The sequence below is a fragment of the Methylobacterium brachiatum genome (genome assembly GCF_020523825.1).
GTDB lineage: Bacteria > Pseudomonadota > Alphaproteobacteria > Rhizobiales > Beijerinckiaceae > Methylobacterium > Methylobacterium brachiatum.
In genome coordinates, this window is sequence record NZ_JAJALK010000007.1 from 15973 (window position 1) to 38463 (window position 22491).

Here is a 22491-nt window from a genome sequence, read left to right on the forward strand (position 1 = left end):
CGCCGATCCCACCATCACGGAAGCCAAGGCCGTTCCATGCGCCTCAACGTCTCCGCCTGGGCGATTCGCAACCCCATCGCGCCGCTCGTCCTGTTCCTCGTGCTGGTCGTGCTTGGCCTCGTCAGCTTCCGCGGGCTGGCGGTGACGAAGATGCCCAACGTCGACGTGCCCATCGTCTCGGTGGCCATCACCCAGTCCGGTGCGGCGCCGTCCGAGTTGCAGACCCAGGTCACGAAGTGGGTCGAGGACTCCATCGCTGGCGTCCGGGGCGTCAAGCACATCACCTCGGCCATCACCGAGGGCTCCTCGGTAACCACGGTCGAGTTCCGGCTGCAGGTGAACACCGACCGCGCCGTCAACGACGTGAAGGACGCGGTCTCCAAAGTCCGCATCAACCTGCCGCGCACCATCGACGAGCCGGTGATCAGCCGCGTTGAGATCGCCGGCCTGCCGATCCTCGTCTACGGCGTGAAGGCGCCCGCGATGACGCCGGCCGACCTATCCTGGCTGGTCGAGGACAAGATCGCCCGCGCGCTCCAGGGCGTGAAGGGCGTCGGCGGCGTCGAGCGGGTCGGCGGCGTCGCGCGCGAGGTCCGGGTCGTGCTCCAGCCGGACCGGCTGCTGTCGCTCGGCATCACCGCCGCCGACGTGAACCGGCAGCTTAGGCTCACCTCCGCCGACCTGGCCGGCGGGCGGGGCGAGGTCGGCGGGCGCGAGCAGTCGATCCGGACGCTCGCCGCCTCCCGCACCCTGCGCGACCTCAAAGCCACCTCCATCGTCCTGCCGGGCGGGCGTAAGGTCCGCCTCGACGACCTCGCCACGGTTGAGGACGGCGTCGAGGAGCCGCGCACCTTCGCCCGCTTCAACGGCGAGCCGGTCGTCGCCTTCGCGGTCTCGCGCGGTTCCGGCGCCAGCGACGCCGAGGTCGCGGCCGGAGTGCAGAGGAAGATCGCCGAGTTCCAGGCGGGCTACCCCGAGCTCCAGTTCGAGCTGATCGACTCCTCCGTCGCGTCGACCATCGGCTCGTACGATTCCGCCATGCACACCCTGATCGAGGGCGCGCTCCTCGCGGTCATCGTGGTGCTCCTGTTCCTGCGCGACTGGCGCGCCACGCTCATCGCGGCCACGGCCCTGCCGCTCTCGGTGTTCCCGACCTTCTGGGCGATGGACGCGCTCGGCTTCACGCTGAACGGCATCAGCCTGCTCGCCATCACGCTGGTCACCGGCATCCTCGTCGACGACGCCATCGTCGAGATCGAGAACGTCGTCCGGCACATGCGGCTGGGCAAGTCGCCGTTCCGGGCCGCCATCGAGGGCGCCGACGAGATCGGGCTGGCGGTCATCGCCATCACGGCGACCTTGATCGCGGTGTTCGCCCCGGTCTCGTTCATGCCGGGCATCGCCGGGCGCTACTTCATCCAGTTCGGCCTGACCATCGCGGTCTCGGTGTTCATGTCGCTGCTCGTGGCGCGCCTGATCACGCCGATGCTGGCCGCCTACTTCCTGCGCGACCACGGCCATACCGAGGAGCGTGAGGGCCCGGTGATGCGCGCCTACGGGCGCCTCGTCGGCTGGTCGGTGCGCCACAGGGTCGTCACGCTGTTCGCCGGCCTCGCGCTGTTCGCCGCCTCCATCGTGTCGACCGGCCTGCTGCCCTCGGGCTTCATCCCGAAGCAGGACAATGCCCGCACCCTGTTCATGGTCGAGCTGGCGCCGGGCGCGAAGCTCGCCGACACCGTCGCGGTGTCCGACCGCGTTGTCTCGCGGATACGGGCGCTGCCGGAGGTGACCTCGGTCTTCGTCGACGGCGGCCGTCAGGTCGGCGGCAAAAAGGAGACTCGGCTCGCGACGCTGACCGTCAACCTGACGCCGAAGGCTTCGCGCGCCAAGCGACAGTGGACGGTCGAAGCTGAGATCGCCGCCCTGCTGGCCGACGAGCCCGACATCCGGTCCTGGACCCTGCGCGACAGCGGACAGCGCGACCTCGCCCTGGTGGTGAGCGGGCCTGACGCCGACGTAGTCACCGAGGTCGCCGCGCGCCTGCAGCGCGACATGGCGGCCATCCCGCACCTCGTGGCGGTGATGTCGACCGCTCCGCTGAACCGGACGGAGGTGCGCATCCGGCCCAAGGAAGGCGTGGCAGCCGACGTGGGCGTCTCGACCGACGCCATCGCAGAGACTGTCCGGGTCGGGACCATCGGCGACATCGGCCTGAACCTGGCGAAGTTCAACGCCGCCGACCGCCAGGTGCCAATTCGGGTGCAGCTGCCGGAGAGCGCCCGCGGCGCGGTTTCGCGGCTGGAGAACCTGAAGGTCCCGGCTAAGGACGGGTCCGCCGTGCCGCTGGCGGTCGTGGCCGACATCGAGCTCGACCAGGGTCCGGGCGCCATCGACCGCTACGACCGCGCCGTGCGCGTCGCCGTCGAGGCCAACATGGAGGGCTCGGAAGCCCTCGGCTCGCTCATCGCCGAGGCCCTGCAGACCCCCACCGCGAGGAACCTGCCGCCGGGCGTGACCATCAAGCAGACCGGCGACGCCGAGATCATGCAGGAGGTGTTCTCGGGCTTCCTGATGGCGATGGGCGCCGGCATCATGATGGTCTACGCTGTGCTCGTCCTGCTGTTCGGCTCGTTCCTGCAGCCGCTGACCATCCTGTTCTCGCTGCCGCTGTCCATCGGCGGCGCGATCCTCGGCCTGCTCATCTTCCACATGCCGATCTCGATGCCGGTGGTGATCGGCATCCTAATGCTGATGGGGCTTGTGACCAAGAACGCCATCATGCTGGTCGACTTCGCCGTCGAAGAGATGGGGCGTGGCGTCGACCGGGTCACAGCCATCGTCGATGCAGGGCGCAAGCGGGCGCGTCCCATCGTCATGACCACCATCGCGATGGCAGCCGGCATGGTGCCCTCCGCCATGGCGCTCGGCATCGGCGGCGAGTTCCGCGCGCCGATGGCGGTGGCGGTCATCGCCGGCCTGATCGTCTCGACCCTGCTGTCGCTCGTCTTCGTCCCGGCCGTGTTCCTGCTGATGGACAGCCTGGGCGATCTTCTCGGGCGCCTGCTCGGGCGGTTCGTGGGACCGGCCGGCGACGAGACCGGGCAGGCGGCGACCGCGCCGTGAGCGCCACCATTTAACTACATTTCGGAGCATTGCGATGACCGCTCCCATCCACCGGCGTGGCTGGTGTCGCCATGGCGGCCGTCGTGACCCTCACGTGCGGCCTGCCGGAAGCAACCCGTGCTGCCGAGCCGTTCGGCACGTGGCTTACGGAAGACGGCCGCGCGCGCATCAGAACTGAACGGTGCGGGTCCGATGCAGCCCGCCTGTGCGGTTTCGTCGTCTGGGGCAACGAGCCGCTGGACCAGGACAGCAGGCCGAAGATCGACCGCTACAACCCAAACTCGGCTTGGCAGGCCCGGCACCAGCTCGGCCACAAGATGTTGCTCGGCTTGAGGCCGAACGCGGAGGGGCGCTACGAGGGCAAGATCTACGACGCTGACAACGGCAAATCTACGACCTGACGGTGTGGAGCGATCAACCGTCAGCGCTGACTGTGAAGGGGTGCATGCTGGTGTTTTGCGCCTCGCAGTCATGAGAGCGCGTGGCCGACGTCGTCCCCGGCCAGCTCAAGGGACCAACAGACGGCCCCGGGGTCCGCGCTTCGATCCGAGGTTGGCATCGAAGGGGCCGCGGAGCGGCGCTATCTCCGCCAAGAATTCCGCACACGAGGGATCGGCTGCGCACGCAAGGTGAGTTTCGCGCCCTCAGCCAACGGGATTGTCGCCACCTGCAGACCGACCTCACAGATTTATTGTCGGAATTGTCGGTTTCGTCGGGCCGATCGGCGACGACGGAGCGCATGTCGGGCAATCACCATCAGCTGGTCGACGAGCCGCTTGCCGCCGATGGCCAGATCCTTTCGATGACAAGCCCGACTTCGTGCAGGGCGAGGCTGCTGCCGGTCAGCGCCGTGGAGGCGCAGGTCAGATCGACGTCGTAGGCGCGAGCGAGTTACGCGCGAGCGACGCCGGTGATCGGCAGCACCTTGGCGCGCCGCTCGCACAGGACTGCGGAATTCATATAGATTGTTACATGCAAGTATCTATAGATACGCAATTAAAACTCTTTATATTAATAGCACATATACTTATCGTTGTAGATCTTTATGTAGTCAGGGTCTGCGCAAATGCAGCGACCGGTCGCATCACGCGCGTGAGGATCATTGAAGTGGGTGCCGAGCGGGCGCAGGAGATTGAAACGGGTTACGGTTGTAACCGTCTTAAGTCCACCCCTGGCGTCTTTGCTGAGGTCGGCTGCCAGTAAGATGCCGGCGAGCGCGGATTGGAATGCCATCGGTACCGTGATGCCGACCGGTCGCCCACCATCGGTCAACCGAAACACGACACCACCACATACGGTGCTTTGGTAGAAGCTCCGTAGCGGCTGACCGGCGAAAGGCCTCAGCGCATCGAACGGTACGCCGAGTGCGGTCGCGATTCGCTCGACGAACGCGACACTTACGGGTTCGGAAGTTTGCAACATCCGCCGGACCTCCGGCTGCGCCTCGGGCAACCCCAACTCTTCAGCGATGCGGTCGTCTTCGTCCTTGACCTCGCCAGCAGGCAGGTAAAGGCACGCAAGGCATGCACGACCGTCCGTGAACCCGTGGCGGGAGACGCCGAGATCGCCCTCCTGGGTCCAGGCGTTGACGATCCAACGGGGGAGGGCACCCTGGACCGCGATGCGATCGCGTGCCGTATCCAGGGCGGCAGCGACACGTTCGAGGTGCCAGTCGTTACGAGCGGCCAGGTATGCTCCCCAGGTGGCGCGGTGGGGCACGACTTTCAGACCGGTATCGGCGAGCAGGGACGCTGCAACATCCACCTTCGCGGCATCAATGTCGGCCTGTCCCATCATCGCGTAGCGCTGCAGGTTCGACAGATCGACGGTCTCGTGATCGATCAGATGCAAGGTGCCTGTCAGGGAGGACAGCCGGGAGAGCGCCCAAACGGTACCATTCCCGATGGCCCCAAGCCCGACCAAATGCGTTTCCCCAAGATCGACCGGGCCAATTTCATCGTCCGTATCCGCCGTGGTCTTCGAGCGATAGCTGCGCAGATCGAGTGCGATGTCCGTATCGAGGCTGCCGCTCGGGATCTGATCGGCGAACACGGCGCGGAACACGTTGGCGACGGCGATGCAGGCTGCCGCGCCTGCACCGAACGGATTGGCGCTCGCCCCGCATCCTATCGGGTCAGAAGAGGAAAAACGCGCCGTCCAGCCGTTGGATCCGGCAAAGAATTTCGTTCCTGCGATGTCAGGTGTCGCCTGCCCGACGCAGATCGCGATCGTCACGCGATTGGCGTCGTGCTCCAAGTGGATGGCGGGATTGATCGATTGGGCCACGCTAGCCAACCCGGCCGCGTGCGCAGTGGCTCGATCGTCCACGGCATGGATCATGAGCGTTGGGTAGAGGCGGGCCAGCAGGCGGATCGTCATGTCCAGCAGCGCGGCGCCTTCTGCCGAGCGAGCGGCCTCCCCGTCGAAGGCGATGCCGATGACCTGCGCCTGCAACCGTTCGGAGAAGGCGGCCATGCCGAAGCCGGCCAAGACCTGAGACGCGGCGGTGGCGGCGCGGTCGAAGAAATTTGCGAGGGCCATGCTCAATCCGTGATCGTGAGGAGTTGCAGCAATGCACTCCGAGGCACCCGTGCCCATCGCGCACGGGCCTCGAGGCGGTAGGCGGCGATATCGGTGAGCGCGAACGGGCGGACCGCGTAGTCGGGCACGACGAGCGACAGGCTGCCGACCGCGGTCGCGATCGCGTAGGCGTCGTCCGCGTCAGAGTGGTAGGCTCGGCCCGGGTGGCTGTGGATTTGTCCCAGCAACGTCAGCTTCTCGCGGTGAAGCCGGACGTTGATGCGATGGAGTTCATCCGGTCCGATGCACACGCAGACGCCGTCGTCGGTGCGGATGTGTCGCTGGGCTGGGATCCAGGTCTGCTCGACCTGGAACCGCTCGCCGTCCTGACGTCCGACCCAGAGTGCTAGCCCCTCATGTCCATCACGGCCAACGGAGTGCATGTGCTGCTGCGCTTCGTCGGCGCACGCCCGGGGGATCGTCACGAATCGAACCGCCGAAAGCCCACTCAATCCGGCACGCGCCCGAAGTTGACCCCCACTCCGATCATCGGCATCTGGGCCTGCACCACGAACTGGTAATGCTCGACCGGGTTGATCCCGTGGCTCCAGATCGTGTCGAGGATGAAGGCCAAGGATCCTTCGCCAGAATGACGGTGCAGAAACCATGAATCACCTGTGTGCGCGGGGTTGTCGTGGTATTCCCTGACGCGAGGTAAGCACAGGAAAGGTGGTTCTTCGGGACCGTTATTTTGCAGCAGCAGGTTCACCGGCATCTGACCTTGCTGCAGCAGCTGCAGATACATCTCCATCGGCATACCGGGCGGCACCGGCGGCCGCCGCAGCATTGGAAGAGGCAGATCCTTCGCCTTGACCGGCTCTCGGGTGAAAGGATCGATGAAGCGTACCGAGAGCGGCTGTACGTCGTAATCGGTGAAATTGACGATGACGCACGCTAACACGGGCGACGGGCGCAGCTTGGGGGCTGCGAACATCACGCACACCTCCGGGAAGGTCGCGTCGAGGAGGATCTGGCCGCGCTTGCGATAGACATCCTCCAGCGCTCGATAATCGGCGACCTCCCGCGCGAACTTCGCGCGGGAGACCTCGGGGTCGACCGTCTGTAACTCAGACACCGGCAACTCCAGCGTTCAGGCTGAGCCACACGAGGTCGCCATCGTGCAGCCCGACGCCGGCGACGGTTTGGTTCAGGTCGTACGGGTTGCCGTGCTCGTCCTTCAGCTGCCACTCGTCTTCCGGGCGCCCAACGTTCCCAGACTTTTGCAGCGCCTCGGTGCGGACCTGCCTCAGCGGCGTTCCCGCATGAACTTTAAGCTCGGTCTCGGTGCCGTTGACGACGACTTTAAGCGCGATGCCGTGTTCGGCGGGGGCCTTCCGCTTCACGGTCTGAAAGTGCTCGACCCCCTTGCGAGCGAGATCGAACAGCTCGTGATCCTCAACGCGAATGTCGTCATCCCCGGGGATGACGAGGAACACCTCGAACGCCGCGGGGTCGACACCGGCCAGCGTCTTGAGAACGACGCCGGTGATGCCTCGGACCGGCCACTCCTGGTCCTGCCCGTCGATGAAGAAGCGGTAGAGCGTATCGCTTGGGGCCACCAGAATTCGCTCGACCCCGTGTTGACGTAGGTCGAAGGTCTCGTCGAGATGCAGCGGCCGCAGCGCGTTGTCCGGCATCCAGGCGAGGACGGCGTAATCGTCCACCGGGTGTTTGCCCGCCGCCTTTATGATCTGCCGCCCGGTCGGCACCGGATCCGTAAGATGGACGTCTTTGGCGTTCAGATTCTCGTCGAAGACCTGAACCGCGACGCGGTCCTCAACGTGTTCATGCTCGTGCATCGTGCGCTCGCCATGGGTGGACAGCCACGCGGCTGCCCTTCTGATCCCTCCAGCGCAGGCAGGGTCGGCGAATCGGTAGTGCGGCTAAAAAGAATCCTCGGCAGTGCAGACGAAATAGAATCGGCAGGTCGGACAATCGCTCGACGGCTTCGTCGGAAAACGGCCAGCCTTGATCCCAGTGATGGCGTCGGCGTACTCGGTCAGACCCGCGCCGCCCTGATCGGGATCGATATCCGCCGCCTCAGGGGTGGCTGGATAGACCGCTTGCAGGACGACCTTCCGTCCGGGATACGCTTGGCCCATCGCCTCGCCGAGGAGTTCCCAGATCGCCTTCTCGTGCTCGCTCTTCGATTTGCGACCGGTCCGGTAGATCTGAGCAACGATGGTTCGATCCGGCTTTTCCACGATACGGTCGGCGCGGACGCTGATGCTGCCCCCTGCAGTGGTGACACGCCGTTGGCGGTCGACGGTCGTCCCGTCTTCGTCAAGCAGTCCGACAGCGTTTTCGACCATGGTTTCGGCTGCAGTACGGTAGACAGGCTCGAAGCCGTGATCGATCGGTCCCCGGTTAATCCATATCTGTGCGAGTCGCTCGCGGGCTTGGGCCGGAGTGATCGTGTTACCCTCAGTGCGCTGGTCTGAGATCCACTCCAGGGTCGCGCGCACGCATCGGTGAAACGCGAGGTACGCGCTGGCTGCGCTTCGGTCACCGAGATCGTCGACGACTTCGTAGCGGTAGCGCGCCGGGCATTTCGTCCAGATCAGCAGCTCGCGTGCGTCGTGGACCTCTGTGGGTACGATGGTCACGACCTCCATCGGTGGCGCGGCTGCGGCGATGACCGCGGCGACGCGCGCTTTCGGTAGGCGTACCCCGAGGTCCTTCAGGAACTTGGAAGGGTTGCAAGTCGCTTTCGCGGTGTAGCGTTTCGCGCTGCTGATCGAGAGAACGTCTCGCGAGCGCGAGAGGGCGACGAAGAAGAGGCATTGTTCCTCGGCGTCATGATCGCTCGGCAGAATTCCGAGACGTTCCATCCCGCGTGGGGCTGGGCAGCGCACGCTCTGGCGTTTGCCCGGCACGTACCGGGTCGCCACCTGGGGCAAGTGCACGGCCGGAAACTCCAGCCCTTTGGCAGCGTGCACGGTCATCATCCGCACGGCGGGGATGCCGTCGGCCTCCGGCGGCACGACACGGAATGCCCGATCATCGTCTAGGCGCTCGAGCCTACGGATTCGCTCGAGAAACGCGTGCCGACTGCCTTGGCCGCCGGTCGCCTCAGCTTGCTCACGAGCAAATTTCAAAAGCTGATAGATGGCGACGCGGCATTGCTGAGACTGAACACCCGGATCATCGACGAAGCGTTGGAGATACCCACTTGCCTCGAACAGGTAATCCGCCAGCATCCGCCAAGCCGTCGTACCCCGTGTCACCCCGGCGAGATGCCCGGCCAGAAGGATCAGGCCCTTCCGTCCAACCTCCGTCAGCCCATCGACTAATTCGGCGCGTGCGCAGACAGCGAGGATGTCCTCGCCTGAGGCTTCCGCCTCTCGGATCGCCAAGAGCGCATCACGGCGCGTCGCACCGTATTCCGGGAGCTGTGCAACGCGGATCAGCCCCGCCGCGTCCCTGTCAGCTCCGAGCGATACGAGGGAGAGCAGGTCCCGGATCTCAGGCCGCTCGAAGAGGTCGCCGAGATACAGGATCGGAACGCCGAATTCTTGTAGCAACCGACCGAACCGAGCCAGGCACAGGTGTGTCCGTGCGAGGATGGCCTGGCGATCGTGAGGGATCCCCTCGGACGCGAAACGCGCGATCTGATCGCGTACCGCGCCGGCTTCCGAGCGTAGGTCATCCGCTTGCAGGTGGTCGACGTATCCCACCGCGCCACGGTGAGGATGCCATACCACCGCTGGCTTCGGAGCCGCGGCGATCTTGCCACCATACTGCTCAAACAGTTTCACGACCGCCTCACCGGAGCGGTAATTCGTCGTCAGCGACCTGCTCTGCCCGTCCCGATATCGAGCCGCGAAGCCGGCGGCGTTAGCCGGTGCCGCGCCACGAAACCGATAGATCGATTGCCTCGGGTCGGCGACCGCCCAAACACGTCGACCATCGTCCGCGATTTGGTCGAGCAAGGCGGTGCTCGCCGCGTTCACATCCTGATACTCGTCGACGAGGATCCAACGGTAGCGATCTCTGACGGTGGCCCGCACACCAGCGTGGTCGGTCAGCAACTGCGCCGCCTTGCCGACCAGATCGCCGAAATCGACAGCGCCCATGGCGTGGAGCGCGTCTTGATATACTTTGTAGACGCCGCCGACCTCGACAGCCTTCTCGGCAGCCTCCACCACGTCCGGGGGGCCGCCAGCTGCGAGCGCGTCTTCTGCTGCCGCTAGGTATTCGGCTGGTCCGACCATCTCATCCTTCGCCCGCGAGATCGCTCGCAGGATCGGGCGCAGCTCCAGTGTCGGGTCCCACAGATTTTGAAAATGGCGAAGTTTCAGGTGGGGAAGGAGATCTTCGAGTAGGCCGAGACACCGCGCCTCGTCGAAGACGTCAAAGTTGCCCCTCAGGCCCGCTTGCACCGCGTACAAACGCAAAAGTTCCAGGCCGAACGCGTGGAAGGTGCCGATCCACATTTGCGCGGCTGCGGCTTCGTCCAGGAGAGCGATGCGCTCACGCATCTCCGCGGCCGATTGGTTGGAGAACGTGAGCGCGAGGATCTCCCAGGGCTGGACGCCGGTCCCGAGAAGGTACTCGATCCGCCCCACGAGCGTACGCGTCTTCCCTGTACCGGGCCCGGCGTCGAGAATGAGCGGGCGTTCGTCCCACTCCGCAGCAGCGCGCTGATCAGGGTCGAGCGGGATGATCGGTGGCGGCTCCTCCACCGCGCTTGGTTCCGGAAGCGGTGGTAGCAGGAGAGCCCGGATCGACTGCATCGTCACGAACGAGATCGGAAGACCGATCTCCGCTGCGATCTGCGACGGCGTTTGCCGGTCACGCACCAAGCGTTGCCGCAGCAGGTCGGCCGGGAGCAAGAACTCCTGAGCAAAGACGTCGGCTTGCGTCTCTCGCCGCTCGCGCGGTGAGTAGGCAACGACCCGCTCCGCTCCGATCTCGAAGGCCTGACCGCCGAAGCCTGCCTCGGCCGAGCGCACGAGGGATTGGCGCTCGTCATGCAGGTAGAAGTGCCCGATTTCGTGTGCGGTGACGATTGTCCGTTGGTCGGCCTCGAGGTGCCCTGCAAGACGAATGAAGCCGTCACCTCGCTCTAGCACCCCGATGACCTCAGGGCCGTACACCGTTCCGGCTTCGAGCGTATCGACTTCAAGGTCGGCGATCTCGAGGGCCGCCGCGACCAGGGCTGCTGCTGTCTCGTCGACGGCGCGTACGGCAGCTTCGGCGTGTGCGCGCCGAGCGATGACTCGGATGCCGCGCCAAGCGTCCACCGCCTACTCCTTCCCGGTTAGCCAAAACGTTTTGCGATCCTCAGACATGCTGGACGCACGAATGGCTTCTTCCCATGTCCTTGCCCGACCCGTCGTCGGTAGGTCGGAAGCCTTGAATGCCGCCGTCATGGGGCGGGGTCGCGAGTTCTCCAGGATGGCTTCGAACCATTCGATGGCGCATCCGAGACAATCGGCACCCGCGCGCCTGAACCACGCCGGGATCGTCGAAGGGACAATCTGGCCAGTGCCGATATCTGACACGATCGACCGCGCGATGCCGAGCTTACCCGCGAAGGTACGCACATCGAGATGCTGTCGTTCGAGCGCCGCCCGGAGATCCGGAACCTCAGTCTTGTCTTCTCGCTCGGCCGCACGGCCTACGGCAGCCTGGACCTTGGCAGCGTAGTCTCGTGATTGAGAATCCGTTTCCGTTGCGCCGCCATGATAGCCCAAATTGAGGATCTCAAGAGCTTCGGACCGAATTGCATCGGCGTACTGAGGGTAGGCCGAAGTCCAAGCGTCGATAACCTCGGGCGTGATCGCATCGACCGCTTCATGAAAGCGGACGAGCACGTCGTTCAATTGCTCGCTAGGATCGCTCATGAGCTACGATCGAGCTCTTGCAGAATGCGCTGAGTGGCACGGTCGACCCAATCCTCCGCCGTTTTCGGCGTGATCCCCAACATCGACGAGATGCTCGATCCTTTCTTCGAGCTATACTTAAAACCCGATTGATGAAGCTGATATGCCAATCGGTGTTTGTCTGGAATCTGCTTGAGCACGGTAGCGATCACGGCTTGATCCTCCGGGCCCAAGGACGATCCATCTGATGGTTCGATCGGCTGATTGGCGGCATCGCACGGGGCAGGCTGTTCGATGTTCTGCCGTACCTTACGCCTGCGAATCTTGTCGATAAGACGGTGCCGCAGTTTGCCTCTGAAGGACTTTTCGAACCCGGCACCATCCGCGGATTGGAGATCGAGAATGTCATCGATCATATTCTCGACGACGTCGGCCACCGGGTCGTAGCCGTCGTTCCATTGGCGAAACCCGAGCATCGCGTGCAGAATGCGATCAGCACGTTCTGCGAGATGAAGGACCAACACGCCGCGCAGACGCTCATCACCGCGCGAATAGAGTTGGCGGCACGCGGCCACGATTTGCCGCGCGTCCTGGCCCGGCAAACCATTCTCGGCGACGATAGTCTTCCACTTTTCACGCAGTCGCTCCTGCGAGGCACCGATGCTGGCGTTCATACGAGCCCTCGTCCTGCGAGAGCCTGCCCCCATAGCGAAAGGGCCGGCTGTAATCCGGTAATGCGGGCTAAAAAATTAGCATCGCAGCGGCAGAGCTTCGGTTGGATAACCCGAAGCGAGCGGCCCGAAACGCCGGCCATTACAAGGTGGTCTGGCGGGTTTTGTATCCCCCACGGTAGAACCGCGATTATGCTCCGCGGTCGTCGAGAGTCGGTCGTGCCGTTCGCGGATGCCTTTGGCGGTCTCATCCTTTTCGGTGGCCGAATCTTTTTAGCAGGCGACCCGGTAAGGCCGCCTGCGAGTTCGACTGACCGATCTTCCTTCCCACGGATCCGGACGGGGCCCGTCCGGACTTCGTCTGCGTGCTAGTCGTAGACCGCTCGGCGTAGACAGATGGTCAACATATGCCGTGATCGTAGCAAGGGTCACGTTTAGATCGACAGTCTTTGGTGATCGCCATGCTCTGCTTCGGACCGGCTCGAGCTTTGGTTCCCCAGGCCCATCTTACGCTTCACAGTCCGTCACAAACTGGAAGCATATTCGCATGTACTGGTCGGACTTTGCTGCACGTCACAACTGAGTTTGCGGCGCGACGATTACGAGCACCCCGTCGTGGACCCGCAGGTGTCGCATTTCAGGCAGGTGCCGTTGCGGACCAGCGTGAAGTTCGCGCATTCCGGGCAGGCCTCGCCGACATAGCCCTTCATCTTCGCCTCGGCGCGGCGGTCGGCGACGGTGCGCTCTGCCTTGGCGAAGGGGAGGGTGTCGGCGATGGTCTCGGCCTGAGCGGCGACCGCGGGCTGCGCCTTCAGCGCGGAAGTGCCGTGGATCGCGTGGACCGTCCCGCCGGCCGGGGCCGTCTGTCCGGTGCTCGGGGCTCCGACGCCGACCGCGCCGCCCGCCGGGCCGCCCTGGATCAGGGTGAGCCGGTCGGCCGAGCCGCGCAGCAGGCCGCGCGACACGATCGAGGAGGCCGGGGCGGGCTTGGGGCCCTCGCGGGTCGTGTCGGCCGTCTCGCCCCCGCCGATCACCGTGCCGCCGATCTCGGCGGGGCTGACATGGGCCAGGTCGGCGCGGCCGAGATACGACACCGCCAGCTCGCGGAACACGTAATCGAGGAGCGAGGTCGCGTTCTTGATCGCGTCGTTGCCCTGCACGAAGCCGGCCGGCTCGAACCGGGTGAAGGTGAAGGCCTCGACATATTCCTCGAGCGGCACGCCGTACTGGAGGCCGAGCGAGATCGCGATGGCGAAGTTGTTCATCAGGCTCCGGAAGGTCGCGCCCTCCTTGTGCATGTCGATGAAGATCTCGCCGAGGCGGCCGTCGTCGTACTCGCCGGTGCGCAGGTAGACTTTGTGGCCGCCCACCACCGCCTTCTGGGTGTAGCCCTTGCGGCGGGCCGGCAGCTTCTCGCGGGAGCGGATATGCTCGACCCGCTCGATCACCCGCTCGACGATCTTCTCGGCCACCTGGGCGGCGCGGGCGGCGGCCGGAGCCTGCAGCACCGCCTCCAGGGCGTCCTCGGCCTCGTCGTCCTCATCGGCGATCAGGGCGGCGTTGAGTGGCTGCGACAGCTTCGAGCCGTCGCGGTAGAGGGCGTTCGCCTTCAGCGCCAGGGTCCAGGACAGGCGGTAGGCCGCCTTGCAATCCTCGACGGTCGCGTCGTTGGGCATGTTGATCGTCTTGGAGATCGCGCCCGAGATGAACGGCTGGGCCGCCGCCATCATGCGGATGTGGCTCTCCACCGAGAGGTAACGCTTACCGATGCGGCCGCACGGATTGGCGCAGTCGAAGACCGGATAATGCTCGGGCTTGAGGCCCGGCGCGCCCTCCAGCGTCATCGCCCCGCAGATATGGGTGTTGGCGACCTCGATGTCCTTTTTCGAGAAGCCGAGGAAGGGCAGCAGCTCGAAGGTCGGGTCCGAGAGCTTCTCCACCGGGACCTTGAGGGTCTGGGTCAGGAAGTCGTCGCCGAGCGTCCAGCGGTTGAAGACGAACTTGATGTCGAAGGCCGACTTCAGGCCCTTCTCCACCGCCGCGATCTTGTCGTCGGAAAAACCCTTGGCGCGCAGGGTGGTCGGATTGATCGCAGGCGCCTGGCCCATGGAGCCGTGGCCGACCGCGTAGGCCTCGATCTCGGCGATCTCGGATTCCCGGTAACCCAGCGCCCGCAGCGCGTCCGGTGCGGCCTGGTTGATGATCTTGAAGTAGCCGCCACCGGCCAGCTTCTTGAACTTCACCAGGGCGAAGTCGGGCTCGATGCCGGTCGTGTCGCAATCCATCACGAGGCCGATCGTGCCGGTGGGCGCGATGACGGTCGTCTGGGCGTTGCGGTAGCCGTGGGTCTCGCCGAGCTGGAGCGCCCGGTCCCAGGCCGCGCGGGCATGGGCGCCGAGATTGTCCTGCGGGATGTTGGCGTGGTCCAGCGGCACCGGGGCGATGCTCAGGAACTCGTAGCCTTCGGCCTCGCCATGGGCGGCGCGGCGGTGATTGCGGATCACCTTCAGCATCGCGTCGGCATTGTCGTCATAGGCCGGGAACGGCCCGAGCTCGGCCGCCATCTCGGCCGAGGTCGCATAGGCCACGCCGGTCATGATCGCGGTGAGGGCGCCGGCGAGGGCGCGGCCCTCATGCGAGTCATAGGGGAGGCCCATGGTCATCAGCAGGCCGCCGATATTGGCGTAGCCGAGGCCCAGCGTCCGGTAGCGGTAGGACAGCTCGGCGATCTCCTTGGACGGGAACTGCGCCATCATCACGGAGATCTCGAGCACCACCGTCCAGAGGCGGTTCAGGTGCTCGAACGCCTCGACGTCGAAGCGCTTGGTCTGCCGGTCGTACATCGTCAGCAGGTTGGCCGAGGCCAGGTTGCAGGCGGTGTCGTCCAGGAACATGTACTCGGAGCACGGGTTCGAGGCCCGGATCCGGCCGCCCGACGGGCAGGTGTGCCAGTCGTTCATCGTGGTGTTGAAGTGCAGGCCCGGATCAGCCGAGGCCCAGGCGGCCTCGCCGATCTTCTCCCACAGGTCCCGCGCCTTGAGGGTCTTGGCAGTCTTGCCGGTGGTGCGCTGGGTGAGGTGCCAGTCGGCGTCGGCGTCCACCGCGCGCAGGAAGTCGTCGGTCAGCGAGACGGAGTTGTTCGAGTTCTGGCCGGCGACCGTGAGGTAGGCCTCGGAATCCCAGTCGGTGTCGTAGACGGGGAAGTCGATCTTGGTGAAGCCCTGGCGGGCGAACTGGACGACGCGCTTGATGTAGGCGTCCGGCACGGAGGCCTTGCGGGCGGCCTTGATCTCGCGCTTCAGCGCCGGGTTGCGCTCGGGATCGAAGCAGGCGTCGCCCTCGGCCTCGCACTGGGTGCAGGCCTTCATGACCAGGCCGAGATGCTTGGAGACGACCTTGGAGCCGGTCACCAGGGCGGCGACCTTCTGCTCCTCCTTCACCTTCCAGTCGATGAACGCCTCGATATCCGGGTGGTCGATATCGACGATCACCATCTTGGCCGCGCGGCGGGTGGTGCCGCCGGACTTGATCGCGCCGGCCGCCCGGTCGCCGATCTTCAGGAAGCTCATCAGGCCGGACGACTTGCCGCCGCCGCCAAGCTTCTCGTTCTCGCCGCGCAGCGCCGAGAAGTTCGATCCGGTGCCCGAGCCGTACTTGAACAGGCGCGCCTCGCGGACCCACAGGTCCATGATGCCGCCCTCGTTGACGAGGTCGTCCTGGACGCCCTGGATGAAGCAGGCATGCGGCTGCGGATGCTCGTAGCTCGAGGCCGAGCGGGTCAGCTCACCGGTGCGGTAATCGCAGTAGAAATGGCCCTGGCTCGGGCCGTCGATCCCGTAGGCCCAGTGCAGGCCGGTGTTGAACCATTGCGGCGAGTTCGGCGCCACCATCTGCTTGGCGAGCATGTAGCGCAGCTCGTCGAAGAAGGCCGAGGCGTCCTCCTCGGAGGAGAAGTAGCGGCCCTTCCAGCCCCAGTAGGTCCAGCAGCCGGCGAGCCGGTCGAACACCTGCGTGGCCGAGGATTCCGAGCCGATCCGCTCCTCCTCGGGGAGTTCGGCCAGCGCGGCCTCGTCGGCGACCGAGCGCCAGAGGAAGGACGGGACGTCGTTCTCCTCGACCTTCTTCAGGCGGGCGGGCACGCCGGCCTTGCGGAAATACTTCTGGGCCAGCACGTCGCTGGCGACCTGGCTCCAGCTCTCGGGGACGTCGATGCCGTCGAGGCGGAACACCACCGAGCCGTCGGGATTGCGGATCTCGCTCAGGGCCTTGCGGAACGGAATGCCGGTGTAAGGCGACTGTCCGGCCGTGGTGTAGCGACGCTCGAACCGCATGAAACACACCTCTCCCGTCGGGACACGTGTGTCCCGGCCCCGCTGAACGCGGAGTCGATGCCCAATAAGGGGGTCGCGTTCACCCGCGCCCGGAAGCCGGGCGCGTGGCGAATCTGCGAAGATGATTCAGGGACGGTCGAACCTGCCGAAACGCACCACAGGGGCGGCGCGACCGATGCAGGGACATTACCGCCGCCATCGCTCTCACGTCAACAAGTGGTGTGCGGCCGGCCGGTTCCCCGCTAGATGTTGTGCTGGCAACCAAAAGTCTGTGGATATCCCGGCCACCCCGGATAAGTGCCCTTCCGGCATTCGGGATTCGGATCGGAAAAATTTTCAATCCACACCCTTAAGTAGAGGCACCTCCGGGCGGCCCGCGAATACGCCGCAGATGGCCGAACCGGGCGTTGCCGCGCAGCGACAGTTGGGCCGAAGCGCTGGACTCGCGGGCGCGCGCTCACCATAACGGCGCCACGAAGCGCCCGTGCGGCGCGGCTTGATACCGGGACCGGCGATGGCGCTGAAGGACACTTTGCTGCGCGTCTTCACGTGGTGGAACGGCCAGACCGTCTCGCTGGCGCTCCAGACCGCGCGCTCCGGCATCTTCGTCGGCGAGGACGAGCTCGGGAACAAGTATTACAAGGCGGAAGGCGCGCTGATCGACCGCTCGGTCGGCTCGGAGCGCCGCTGGGTCATCTATAACGGCTACGCCGACGCCTCGAAGGTGCCGCCCGGCTGGCGCGCCTGGCTGTGCCACAACGTCGACCTCGCCCCGAGCGAGGAGGATTACACGCCGCGCCCCTGGCAGAAGCCGCATGTCGAGAACCAGACCGGGACGCCGAACGCGTACCGGCCGCAGGGTTCGCAGCTCTCCTGGGGGTCCCGCCCGGCCGCGACCGGCGATTACGTGTCCTGGACGCCGGGCGAGTAAGCCTCCTCGGCCGGCGGTGCCCGGACGCCCTTTTGCCGCCACCGTTCCGGTGTTCTGGTAGGCGATCCGATCCGACCGCCGCGCCCGTGACGGCGCGACCGGCCTCCCTCTAGCGTCGCGTTCCGGATCCGGGACGCGGTTCTGGGGTCCTTGTTTCGCATCGTCGTCGTCCGAAGGCCGGCCGCCGCCGTTCGGGACGATGCTTTAGGGGTCCGAGCCTTGAGCCGCACCAAAGCCCTCGCACGCCCCGTCCTGACGGCCGCCGCCCTGGCGCTCGGCCTCTGTGCCGGCCCGGCCGCCGCCGACAAGATCAAGAACCCGACCGCGGTCTTCTCCGGCCTCGACAAGATCACCGGCCGCATCGTGTCCTTCGAGGTCGCGGTGGACGAGACCGTGCAGTTCGGCTCGCTGCAGATGACCCCGCGGGTCTGCTACACCCGGCCGCCGACCGAGAGCGCCAAGACCACGGCGTTCCTCGAGGTCGACGAGGTCACCCTCGACAACAAGTATCGCCGCATCTTCACCGGCTGGATGTTCGCGTCGAGCCCGGGCCTGCACGCGATCGAGCATCCGATCTACGACGTCTGGCTGGTCGACTGCAAAGGCGGCAGCGACGTGATCGCCGAGGCGAAGGAGCAGGAGGACGTGCCGGCGGTGGCCGCCAAGCCGGAGCGGACGAAGCGCGCCGGCCGGGATTCGACTAAGACCGCCCAGCAGCTCAATGCCGCCGGCCAGGTCGATGTCGAGGCGCCGCGCGGCGTGCCGGTGCAGCCGCGCCAGAAGCCCTCGCGCAAATTCTTTCCGTCGAACGAAGGCCCGGCTCCGGCCCCGCCGGCTCCGCCGCAGCCGCAGAACCTGTTCGACGCGATCTTCCGCTAGGTCTCGACGGCGCCGAGAGCCGCCAGCACCTGCGCGCCCGGCACGGAGCCGTCGCAGGGCCAGACGTTCCAATCCGCGCCCTGATCGAGGGCCGCCGCCAGCCGCCGCTTGTAGATGTGCCGGGGCAGCTCCTCGGCGCCGAATTGCGTGAGATGGTCGGTCACGAACTGCGTGTCGGCGAGCCGGTAGCCGCCGGCGCGCAGGCGGCCCATCAGGTGGACGAGAGCGACCTTCGAGGCGTCGCGCACCTCGTGAAACATGCTCTCGCCGAAGAAGGCCGCGCCCAAAGAGACGCCGTAGAGGCCGCCGACCAGGCGCCGCTCCGTCCCCGCATAGACCTCCACCGTATGGACGTGGCCGAGGTCGAACAGCGCGCCGTAGAGCTCGCGGATGCGGCCGTTGATCCAGGTCTTCTCGCTGTCCCGGCGCGGGGCGGCGCAGCCGGTGATCACCCCGTGGAAATCGGTGTCGCAGCGGACCTCGAACTGGTCGGAGCGCACCGTCCGGGCGAGGCGCCGGGACACCCGGAACCCGTCGAGGGGGAGGACGCCGCGCGCCCGCGGCTCGACCCAGTACAGGGTCGGGTCGCTCGCATCCTCGGCCATCGGGAAGATGCCCGCCGCGTAGGCCTTGAGCAGGATCTCGGGGGTGATGTCCACGCGGGTCGGATCGTGCATGAGGCGAGTGTCGCGCGGGGCCGGTCCAAATGCCAGAGCCGGCACCGGCTGCGATCGCCGCAAGCCCAATTTCGAAGTTGGATTGAAGACACGATCGCGGTCGGAATGCGGATGTCCCGAACACACCCCGCATCCTGAGGTGCGCGCGCAGCGAGCCTCGAAGAAGGCCTCCGCTTCGCTTCGTCGCCGCAGGATGAGGGCCAGGGTCGGAAGGGCCGGTCGCGAACGGGTTCCCGTCTATCGCTGGCCTCAGACCTTCATCCCGCCATCGTCCAAAAAGTGCTCGAGCCAGTGGATGTCGTAGAGGCCGTTCTGGACGTCCGGGTTGCGGACGAGGGTCCGGAACAGCGGCAGGGTGGTGTCGATGCCGTCGATCACGAACTCGTCCAGCGCCCGGCGCAGGCGCATCAGGCACTCGTTGCGGGTGCGCCCGTGGACGATCAGCTTGCCGATCAGCGAGTCGTAATGCGGCGGGATGCGGTAGCCCTGGAAGGCCGCCGAATCGACCCGGACGCCGAGGCCGCCGGGGGTGTGGTAATGGGTGATCTGGCCGGGGGAGGGCCGGAAGGTCTCCGGGTGCTCGGCGTTGATCCGGCACTCGATGGCGTGACCCTCGACCTTGATGTCGGATTGCGAGACCGAGAGCGGGCCGCCCGAGGCGACTTGGATCTGCTCGATCACCAGATCGATCCCGGTGATCATCTCGGTCACCGGATGCTCGACCTGGATGCGGGTGTTCATCTCGATGAAGTAGAACCGCCCGTCCTCGTACAGGAACTCGACGGTGCCGGCGCCGAGATAGCCCAGCTCCTTCATGGCATTGGCGCAGATGCCGCCGATCTCGGCGCGCATCGACTCGTTGAGCGCCGGCGAGCCGCCTTCCTCCCAGACCTTCTGGTGGCGGCGCTGCAGGGAGCAGTCGCGCTCGGCCAGATGGACCGCGCCGCCGCGGCCGTCGCCGAGCACCTGCACCTCGATGTGCCGGGGCTTCTCGAGGTATTTCTCCAGATAGACCGCGTCGTCGCCGAAGGCGGCCTTGGCCTCGGAGCGGGCCATGCCGATCGCCTGCTCCAGCTCGGCCTCGCTGCGGGCGACCTTCATGCCGCGACCGCCGCCGCCCGCCGCCGCCTTGACCAGGACGGGGTAGCCGATCTCGGCGGCCACGCGCTTGGCCTCGTCGGCATCCTCGACGCCGCCCTCCGAGCCGGGCACGCAGGGGATGCCGAGCTTCACCGCCGTGCGCTTGGCCTCGATCTTGTCGCCCATGGTGCGGATATGCTGCGCCTTGGGGCCGATGAAGCCGATCTGGTGATGCGCCAGAACCTCGGCGAACCGGGCGTTCTCCGACAGGAAGCCGTAGCCCGGATGCACCGCATCCGCCCCGGTGATCTCGCAGGCCGCGATGATCGACGGGATGTTGAGGTAGCTGTCCCGGGCCGAGGGCGGCCCGATGCAGACGCTCTCGTCAGCGAGCCGGACATGCATGGCGTCCGCGTCGGCGGTGGAATGAACCGCCACGGTGGCGATCCCGAGTTCCTTCGCCGCCCGCAGGATGCGCAGGGCGATCTCGCCGCGGTTCGCGATCAGGATCTTGTCGAACATCGAACCCTTAGAGCGTCCAGGCGATCCGACGGGACCGCGCAGGATGATCTATCCTCTTGTTGCGCGGCGTTTTCCAGGCCCGAAGCGGCAGCCGGTCCGGCGGAAGACGCCCAAAACACCCTGCGCCGGGGCGATCACCGCCTCGGCGCGGGACGCGGACCGAAGCGCGCGGAAGATGCACCGCCCGGCACGTCGCGAAAAGCTCTGTCGCCGCATCCTCCTCGCCCGCGCGCCGGCCGGAGCCGGCCGCCGGGACGATGCGTCAGGAGATGACCAGCAGCGCCTCGCCGTACTCGACCGGCTGGCCGTCCTCAACGAAGATCGCCGTGACCGTGCCGGCGCGGGGCGCCACGATCTCGTTGAAGGTCTTCATCGCCTCGATGAGAAGCAGCTTGTCGCCGACCTCGACCTTCGAGCCGACCTCGATGAACGCCTTGGCCTCGGGGGAGGGGCGCAGATAGGCGGTGCCGACCATCGGCGACGGCACGGAGCCGGGATGCGCGCGGGCCGGCTCGGCCGGCGCCAGGGCGCCGGTGGGCGGCGCCACCGGGGGCGGCGCGAGGGCAGCAGCCGGGGCAGGGCCCGCGACCTGGACGTTCACGGGTTCGAGCCGCCGCACCACGCGGATGCGCAGGTCGCCCTTCTCGACCTCGATCTCGGACAGGCCGGTCTCGGTGACGAGGTTGGCGAGTTCGCGCACGAGCTCGGGGTCGATGGGATCGTTCTTGGGCATCCGGCCTTCTTCGTATCGCGCCGCGGCGGTCGGTTCATCCGGCATGCGCGCTGGCACTCGATCACAGCCTCATGGCTGGCGGCTCTTAGCGCATCGTTCCGGGGATCGGAACCGGCTCGATGCGCTAGAACTTTGGATTTGCATCGTCTTTTTCCGAAAGGCGGCACCCGCCTTTCGGGACGATGCTCTAGACGAAGGCGGCCCGGCGCGACAAGGCCGCGCCCTCCGCCATCCGCCGGTGCTTAGGTCCGGCCCGACGCCTCAGCAGGAGGCGTGGCCGCATTGGCGCACATCCGCGATGGTCTTGCGGATCGGGTCGACGCCGACGGCGCCGGGAATCACCTCGTCGCCGATGATGAAGGCCGGCGTGCCCGAGAGGCCGAGCCGGTCGCCGAGCCCGCGATTCTCGCTGAGCGCGGCCTTAACCTCGGGGGAGGCCATGTCCTTCTGCAGCTTGGTCGTGTCGGCGCCGAGATCCTTGGCGACCTGGATCGCCCGGGCGCCGTTCACCCGGCCCTTGGTCTCGAGCAGCTTCTGGTGGAATTCGAACAGCTTGTCGCCCTTGAGCTGCTGGCGCACCGCGATGGCGACCTGGCTGGCCTCGAGCGATTCCGGGCCGAGCACCGGGAAATCCTTGATCACCACCCGCAGCTTCGGGTCGGTCTTGATCAGGGTCTGCACGTCGACCAGCGCCTTGCGGCAATAGCCGCAATTGTAGTCGAAGAACTCGACCAGCGTGACGTCGCCCGTGGGGTTGCCGGCGACCACGTCGTGCGGGCCGTTGATCAGGGCCTCGCGGGCCTCCTTGAGGGCCGCCGTCTGGGCGAGGCGCTGCGTCTCTGCCTGCTGCTTCTCAGCCTCGGCCAGGGCCTCCTGCAGCACCTCCGGGTGCTTGATCAGGTAGTCCTTGACGATCGCCTCGATGCCGGCGCGCTGCGCGTCCGTGAACGGCGCCGCAGCAGCCGGAGCGGCGGATTGTGTGGCGTCCTGCGCCGAAGCCGGGACGGCGGCGAGACCGAGCGCCAGGGCCAGCGCGGGCAGGGAGCGGTTGAAGAGCATGGATCCTCGCTTGCGCGGCAAGCCGGCCCGCGCGTGGCGCGAGCGGTAGACGGTGGGTTAGGCGTTTTCGCGGCGCC

At 66.3% G+C, this 22491-nt stretch carries 16 protein-coding genes; 4 read left to right on the forward strand and 12 right to left on the reverse strand.

Features of this window, described 5'->3' with window-relative positions; translation table 11 throughout:
- Positions 1-36: 36 nt before the first annotated feature.
- Both LGR69_RS16800 and LGR69_RS16805 read left to right on the forward strand, forming a co-directional pair.
- Positions 37-3123 carry an efflux RND transporter permease subunit gene (locus LGR69_RS16800; RefSeq protein ID WP_230366730.1) on the forward strand — a complete coding sequence of 1029 codons (3087 nt, stop codon included), beginning with the start codon at positions 37-39 and terminating at the stop codon, positions 3121-3123.
- A 71-nt stretch (positions 3124-3194) separates the two neighbouring features.
- On the forward strand, positions 3195-3524 hold the full coding sequence (locus tag LGR69_RS16805; RefSeq protein ID WP_230366731.1) for a DUF2147 domain-containing protein: 330 nt from the start codon (positions 3195-3197) through the stop codon (positions 3522-3524).
- 610 nt (positions 3525-4134) lie between these two features.
- Here the strand turns inward: LGR69_RS16805 and LGR69_RS16810 are convergent.
- From LGR69_RS16810 to LGR69_RS16845, 8 genes are all read right to left on the reverse strand, one after another.
- On the reverse strand, positions 4135-5664 hold the full coding sequence (locus tag LGR69_RS16810) for an E2 ligase fold family C protein (RefSeq protein ID WP_230366732.1): 1530 nt from the start codon (positions 5662-5664) through the stop codon (positions 4135-4137).
- Positions 5665-5666: 2 nt separating this feature from the next.
- Positions 5667-6128 (reverse strand): Mov34/MPN/PAD-1 family protein, encoded by a 462-nt coding sequence (locus tag LGR69_RS16815; RefSeq protein WP_230366733.1) that lies wholly within the window; start codon positions 6126-6128, stop codon positions 5667-5669.
- Between the two features lie 23 nt (positions 6129-6151).
- Positions 6152-6778, reverse strand: coding sequence for a putative metal-binding protein (locus LGR69_RS16820; protein ID WP_230366734.1), 627 nt, complete (start codon positions 6776-6778; stop codon positions 6152-6154).
- Positions 6771-7502, reverse strand: a complete 732-nt coding sequence (locus LGR69_RS16825; RefSeq protein WP_230366735.1) for a multiubiquitin domain-containing protein — start codon at positions 7500-7502, stop codon at positions 6771-6773. Before LGR69_RS16825 ends, LGR69_RS16820 begins: the two co-directional genes overlap by 8 nt.
- An 84-nt stretch (positions 7503-7586) precedes the next feature.
- Positions 7587-10949 carry an ATP-dependent helicase gene (locus LGR69_RS16830; RefSeq protein WP_230366736.1) on the reverse strand — a complete coding sequence of 1121 codons (3363 nt, stop codon included), beginning with the start codon at positions 10947-10949 and terminating at the stop codon, positions 7587-7589.
- 3 nt (positions 10950-10952) lie between these two features.
- A complete protein-coding gene (locus LGR69_RS16835; RefSeq protein WP_230366737.1) occupies positions 10953-11552 on the reverse strand; it encodes a helix-turn-helix domain-containing protein in 600 nt (199 codons plus the stop codon).
- The gene (locus tag LGR69_RS16840; protein WP_230366738.1) at positions 11549-12205 is read right to left on the reverse strand and encodes a hypothetical protein; all 657 of its coding nucleotides are present in this window, start codon (positions 12203-12205) and stop codon (positions 11549-11551) included. The genes LGR69_RS16835 and LGR69_RS16840 overlap by 4 nt, the downstream gene beginning before the upstream one ends.
- A 596-nt stretch (positions 12206-12801) precedes the next feature.
- Positions 12802-16533 carry a vitamin B12-dependent ribonucleotide reductase gene (locus tag LGR69_RS16845; RefSeq protein WP_230366739.1) on the reverse strand — a complete coding sequence of 1244 codons (3732 nt, stop codon included), beginning with the start codon at positions 16531-16533 and terminating at the stop codon, positions 12802-12804.
- 514 nt (positions 16534-17047) lie between these two features.
- On the opposite strand from LGR69_RS16845, the gene LGR69_RS16850 reads away from it, so the two are divergent.
- Positions 17048-17464, forward strand: a complete 417-nt coding sequence (locus tag LGR69_RS16850) for an NADH:ubiquinone oxidoreductase subunit NDUFA12 (protein WP_122159139.1) — start codon at positions 17048-17050, stop codon at positions 17462-17464.
- Between the two features lie 219 nt (positions 17465-17683).
- Complete coding sequence (locus LGR69_RS16855; protein WP_007559730.1) at positions 17684-18343, forward strand: DUF2155 domain-containing protein; 660 nt, start codon at positions 17684-17686, stop codon at positions 18341-18343.
- On the opposite strand, the gene aat is transcribed toward LGR69_RS16855, so the two are convergent.
- From aat to LGR69_RS16875, 4 genes are all read right to left on the reverse strand, one after another.
- The gene (aat, locus tag LGR69_RS16860; protein ID WP_230366740.1) at positions 18340-19020 is read right to left on the reverse strand and encodes a leucyl/phenylalanyl-tRNA--protein transferase; all 681 of its coding nucleotides are present in this window, start codon (positions 19018-19020) and stop codon (positions 18340-18342) included. The genes LGR69_RS16855 and aat overlap by 4 nt on opposite strands.
- 249 nt (positions 19021-19269) lie before the next feature.
- Entirely contained in the window at positions 19270-20622 is a 1353-nt protein-coding gene (gene accC, locus LGR69_RS16865) for an acetyl-CoA carboxylase biotin carboxylase subunit (protein ID WP_007559733.1), read from the reverse strand.
- 262 nt (positions 20623-20884) lie between these two features.
- On the reverse strand, positions 20885-21355 hold the full coding sequence (accB, locus tag LGR69_RS16870) for an acetyl-CoA carboxylase biotin carboxyl carrier protein (protein ID WP_007559745.1): 471 nt from the start codon (positions 21353-21355) through the stop codon (positions 20885-20887).
- Between the two features lie 261 nt (positions 21356-21616).
- Positions 21617-22414, reverse strand: coding sequence for a DsbA family protein (locus LGR69_RS16875; RefSeq protein ID WP_007559748.1), 798 nt, complete (start codon positions 22412-22414; stop codon positions 21617-21619).
- Positions 22415-22491 lie beyond the last annotated feature (77 nt).

What these genes read in the sequence shown, in the direction of transcription:
- LGR69_RS16800 (WP_230366730.1), top strand. Translation starts at nt 37, where the DNA reads ATGCGCCTCAACGTCTCCGCCTGGGCGATTCGCAACCCCATCGCGCCG.
- LGR69_RS16805 (WP_230366731.1), top strand. Translation starts at nt 3,195, where the DNA reads ATGGCGGCCGTCGTGACCCTCACGTGCGGCCTGCCGGAAGCAACCCGT.
- LGR69_RS16810 (WP_230366732.1), bottom strand. Translation starts at nt 5,664, where the DNA reads ATGGCCCTCGCAAATTTCTTCGACCGCGCCGCCACCGCCGCGTCTCAG.
- LGR69_RS16825 (WP_230366735.1), bottom strand. Translation starts at nt 7,502, where the DNA reads ATGCACGAGCATGAACACGTTGAGGACCGCGTCGCGGTTCAGGTCTTC.
- LGR69_RS16835 (WP_230366737.1), bottom strand. Translation starts at nt 11,552, where the DNA reads ATGAGCGATCCTAGCGAGCAATTGAACGACGTGCTCGTCCGCTTTCAT.
- LGR69_RS16840 (WP_230366738.1), bottom strand. Translation starts at nt 12,205, where the DNA reads ATGAACGCCAGCATCGGTGCCTCGCAGGAGCGACTGCGTGAAAAGTGG.
- LGR69_RS16845 (WP_230366739.1), bottom strand. Translation starts at nt 16,533, where the DNA reads ATGCGGTTCGAGCGTCGCTACACCACGGCCGGACAGTCGCCTTACACC.
- LGR69_RS16850 (WP_122159139.1), top strand. Translation starts at nt 17,048, where the DNA reads ATGGCGCTGAAGGACACTTTGCTGCGCGTCTTCACGTGGTGGAACGGC.
- aat (WP_230366740.1), bottom strand. Translation starts at nt 19,020, where the DNA reads ATGCACGATCCGACCCGCGTGGACATCACCCCCGAGATCCTGCTCAAG.
- accC (WP_007559733.1), bottom strand. Translation starts at nt 20,622, where the DNA reads ATGTTCGACAAGATCCTGATCGCGAACCGCGGCGAGATCGCCCTGCGC.
- accB (WP_007559745.1), bottom strand. Translation starts at nt 21,355, where the DNA reads ATGCCCAAGAACGATCCCATCGACCCCGAGCTCGTGCGCGAACTCGCC.
- LGR69_RS16875 (WP_007559748.1), bottom strand. Translation starts at nt 22,414, where the DNA reads ATGCTCTTCAACCGCTCCCTGCCCGCGCTGGCCCTGGCGCTCGGTCTC.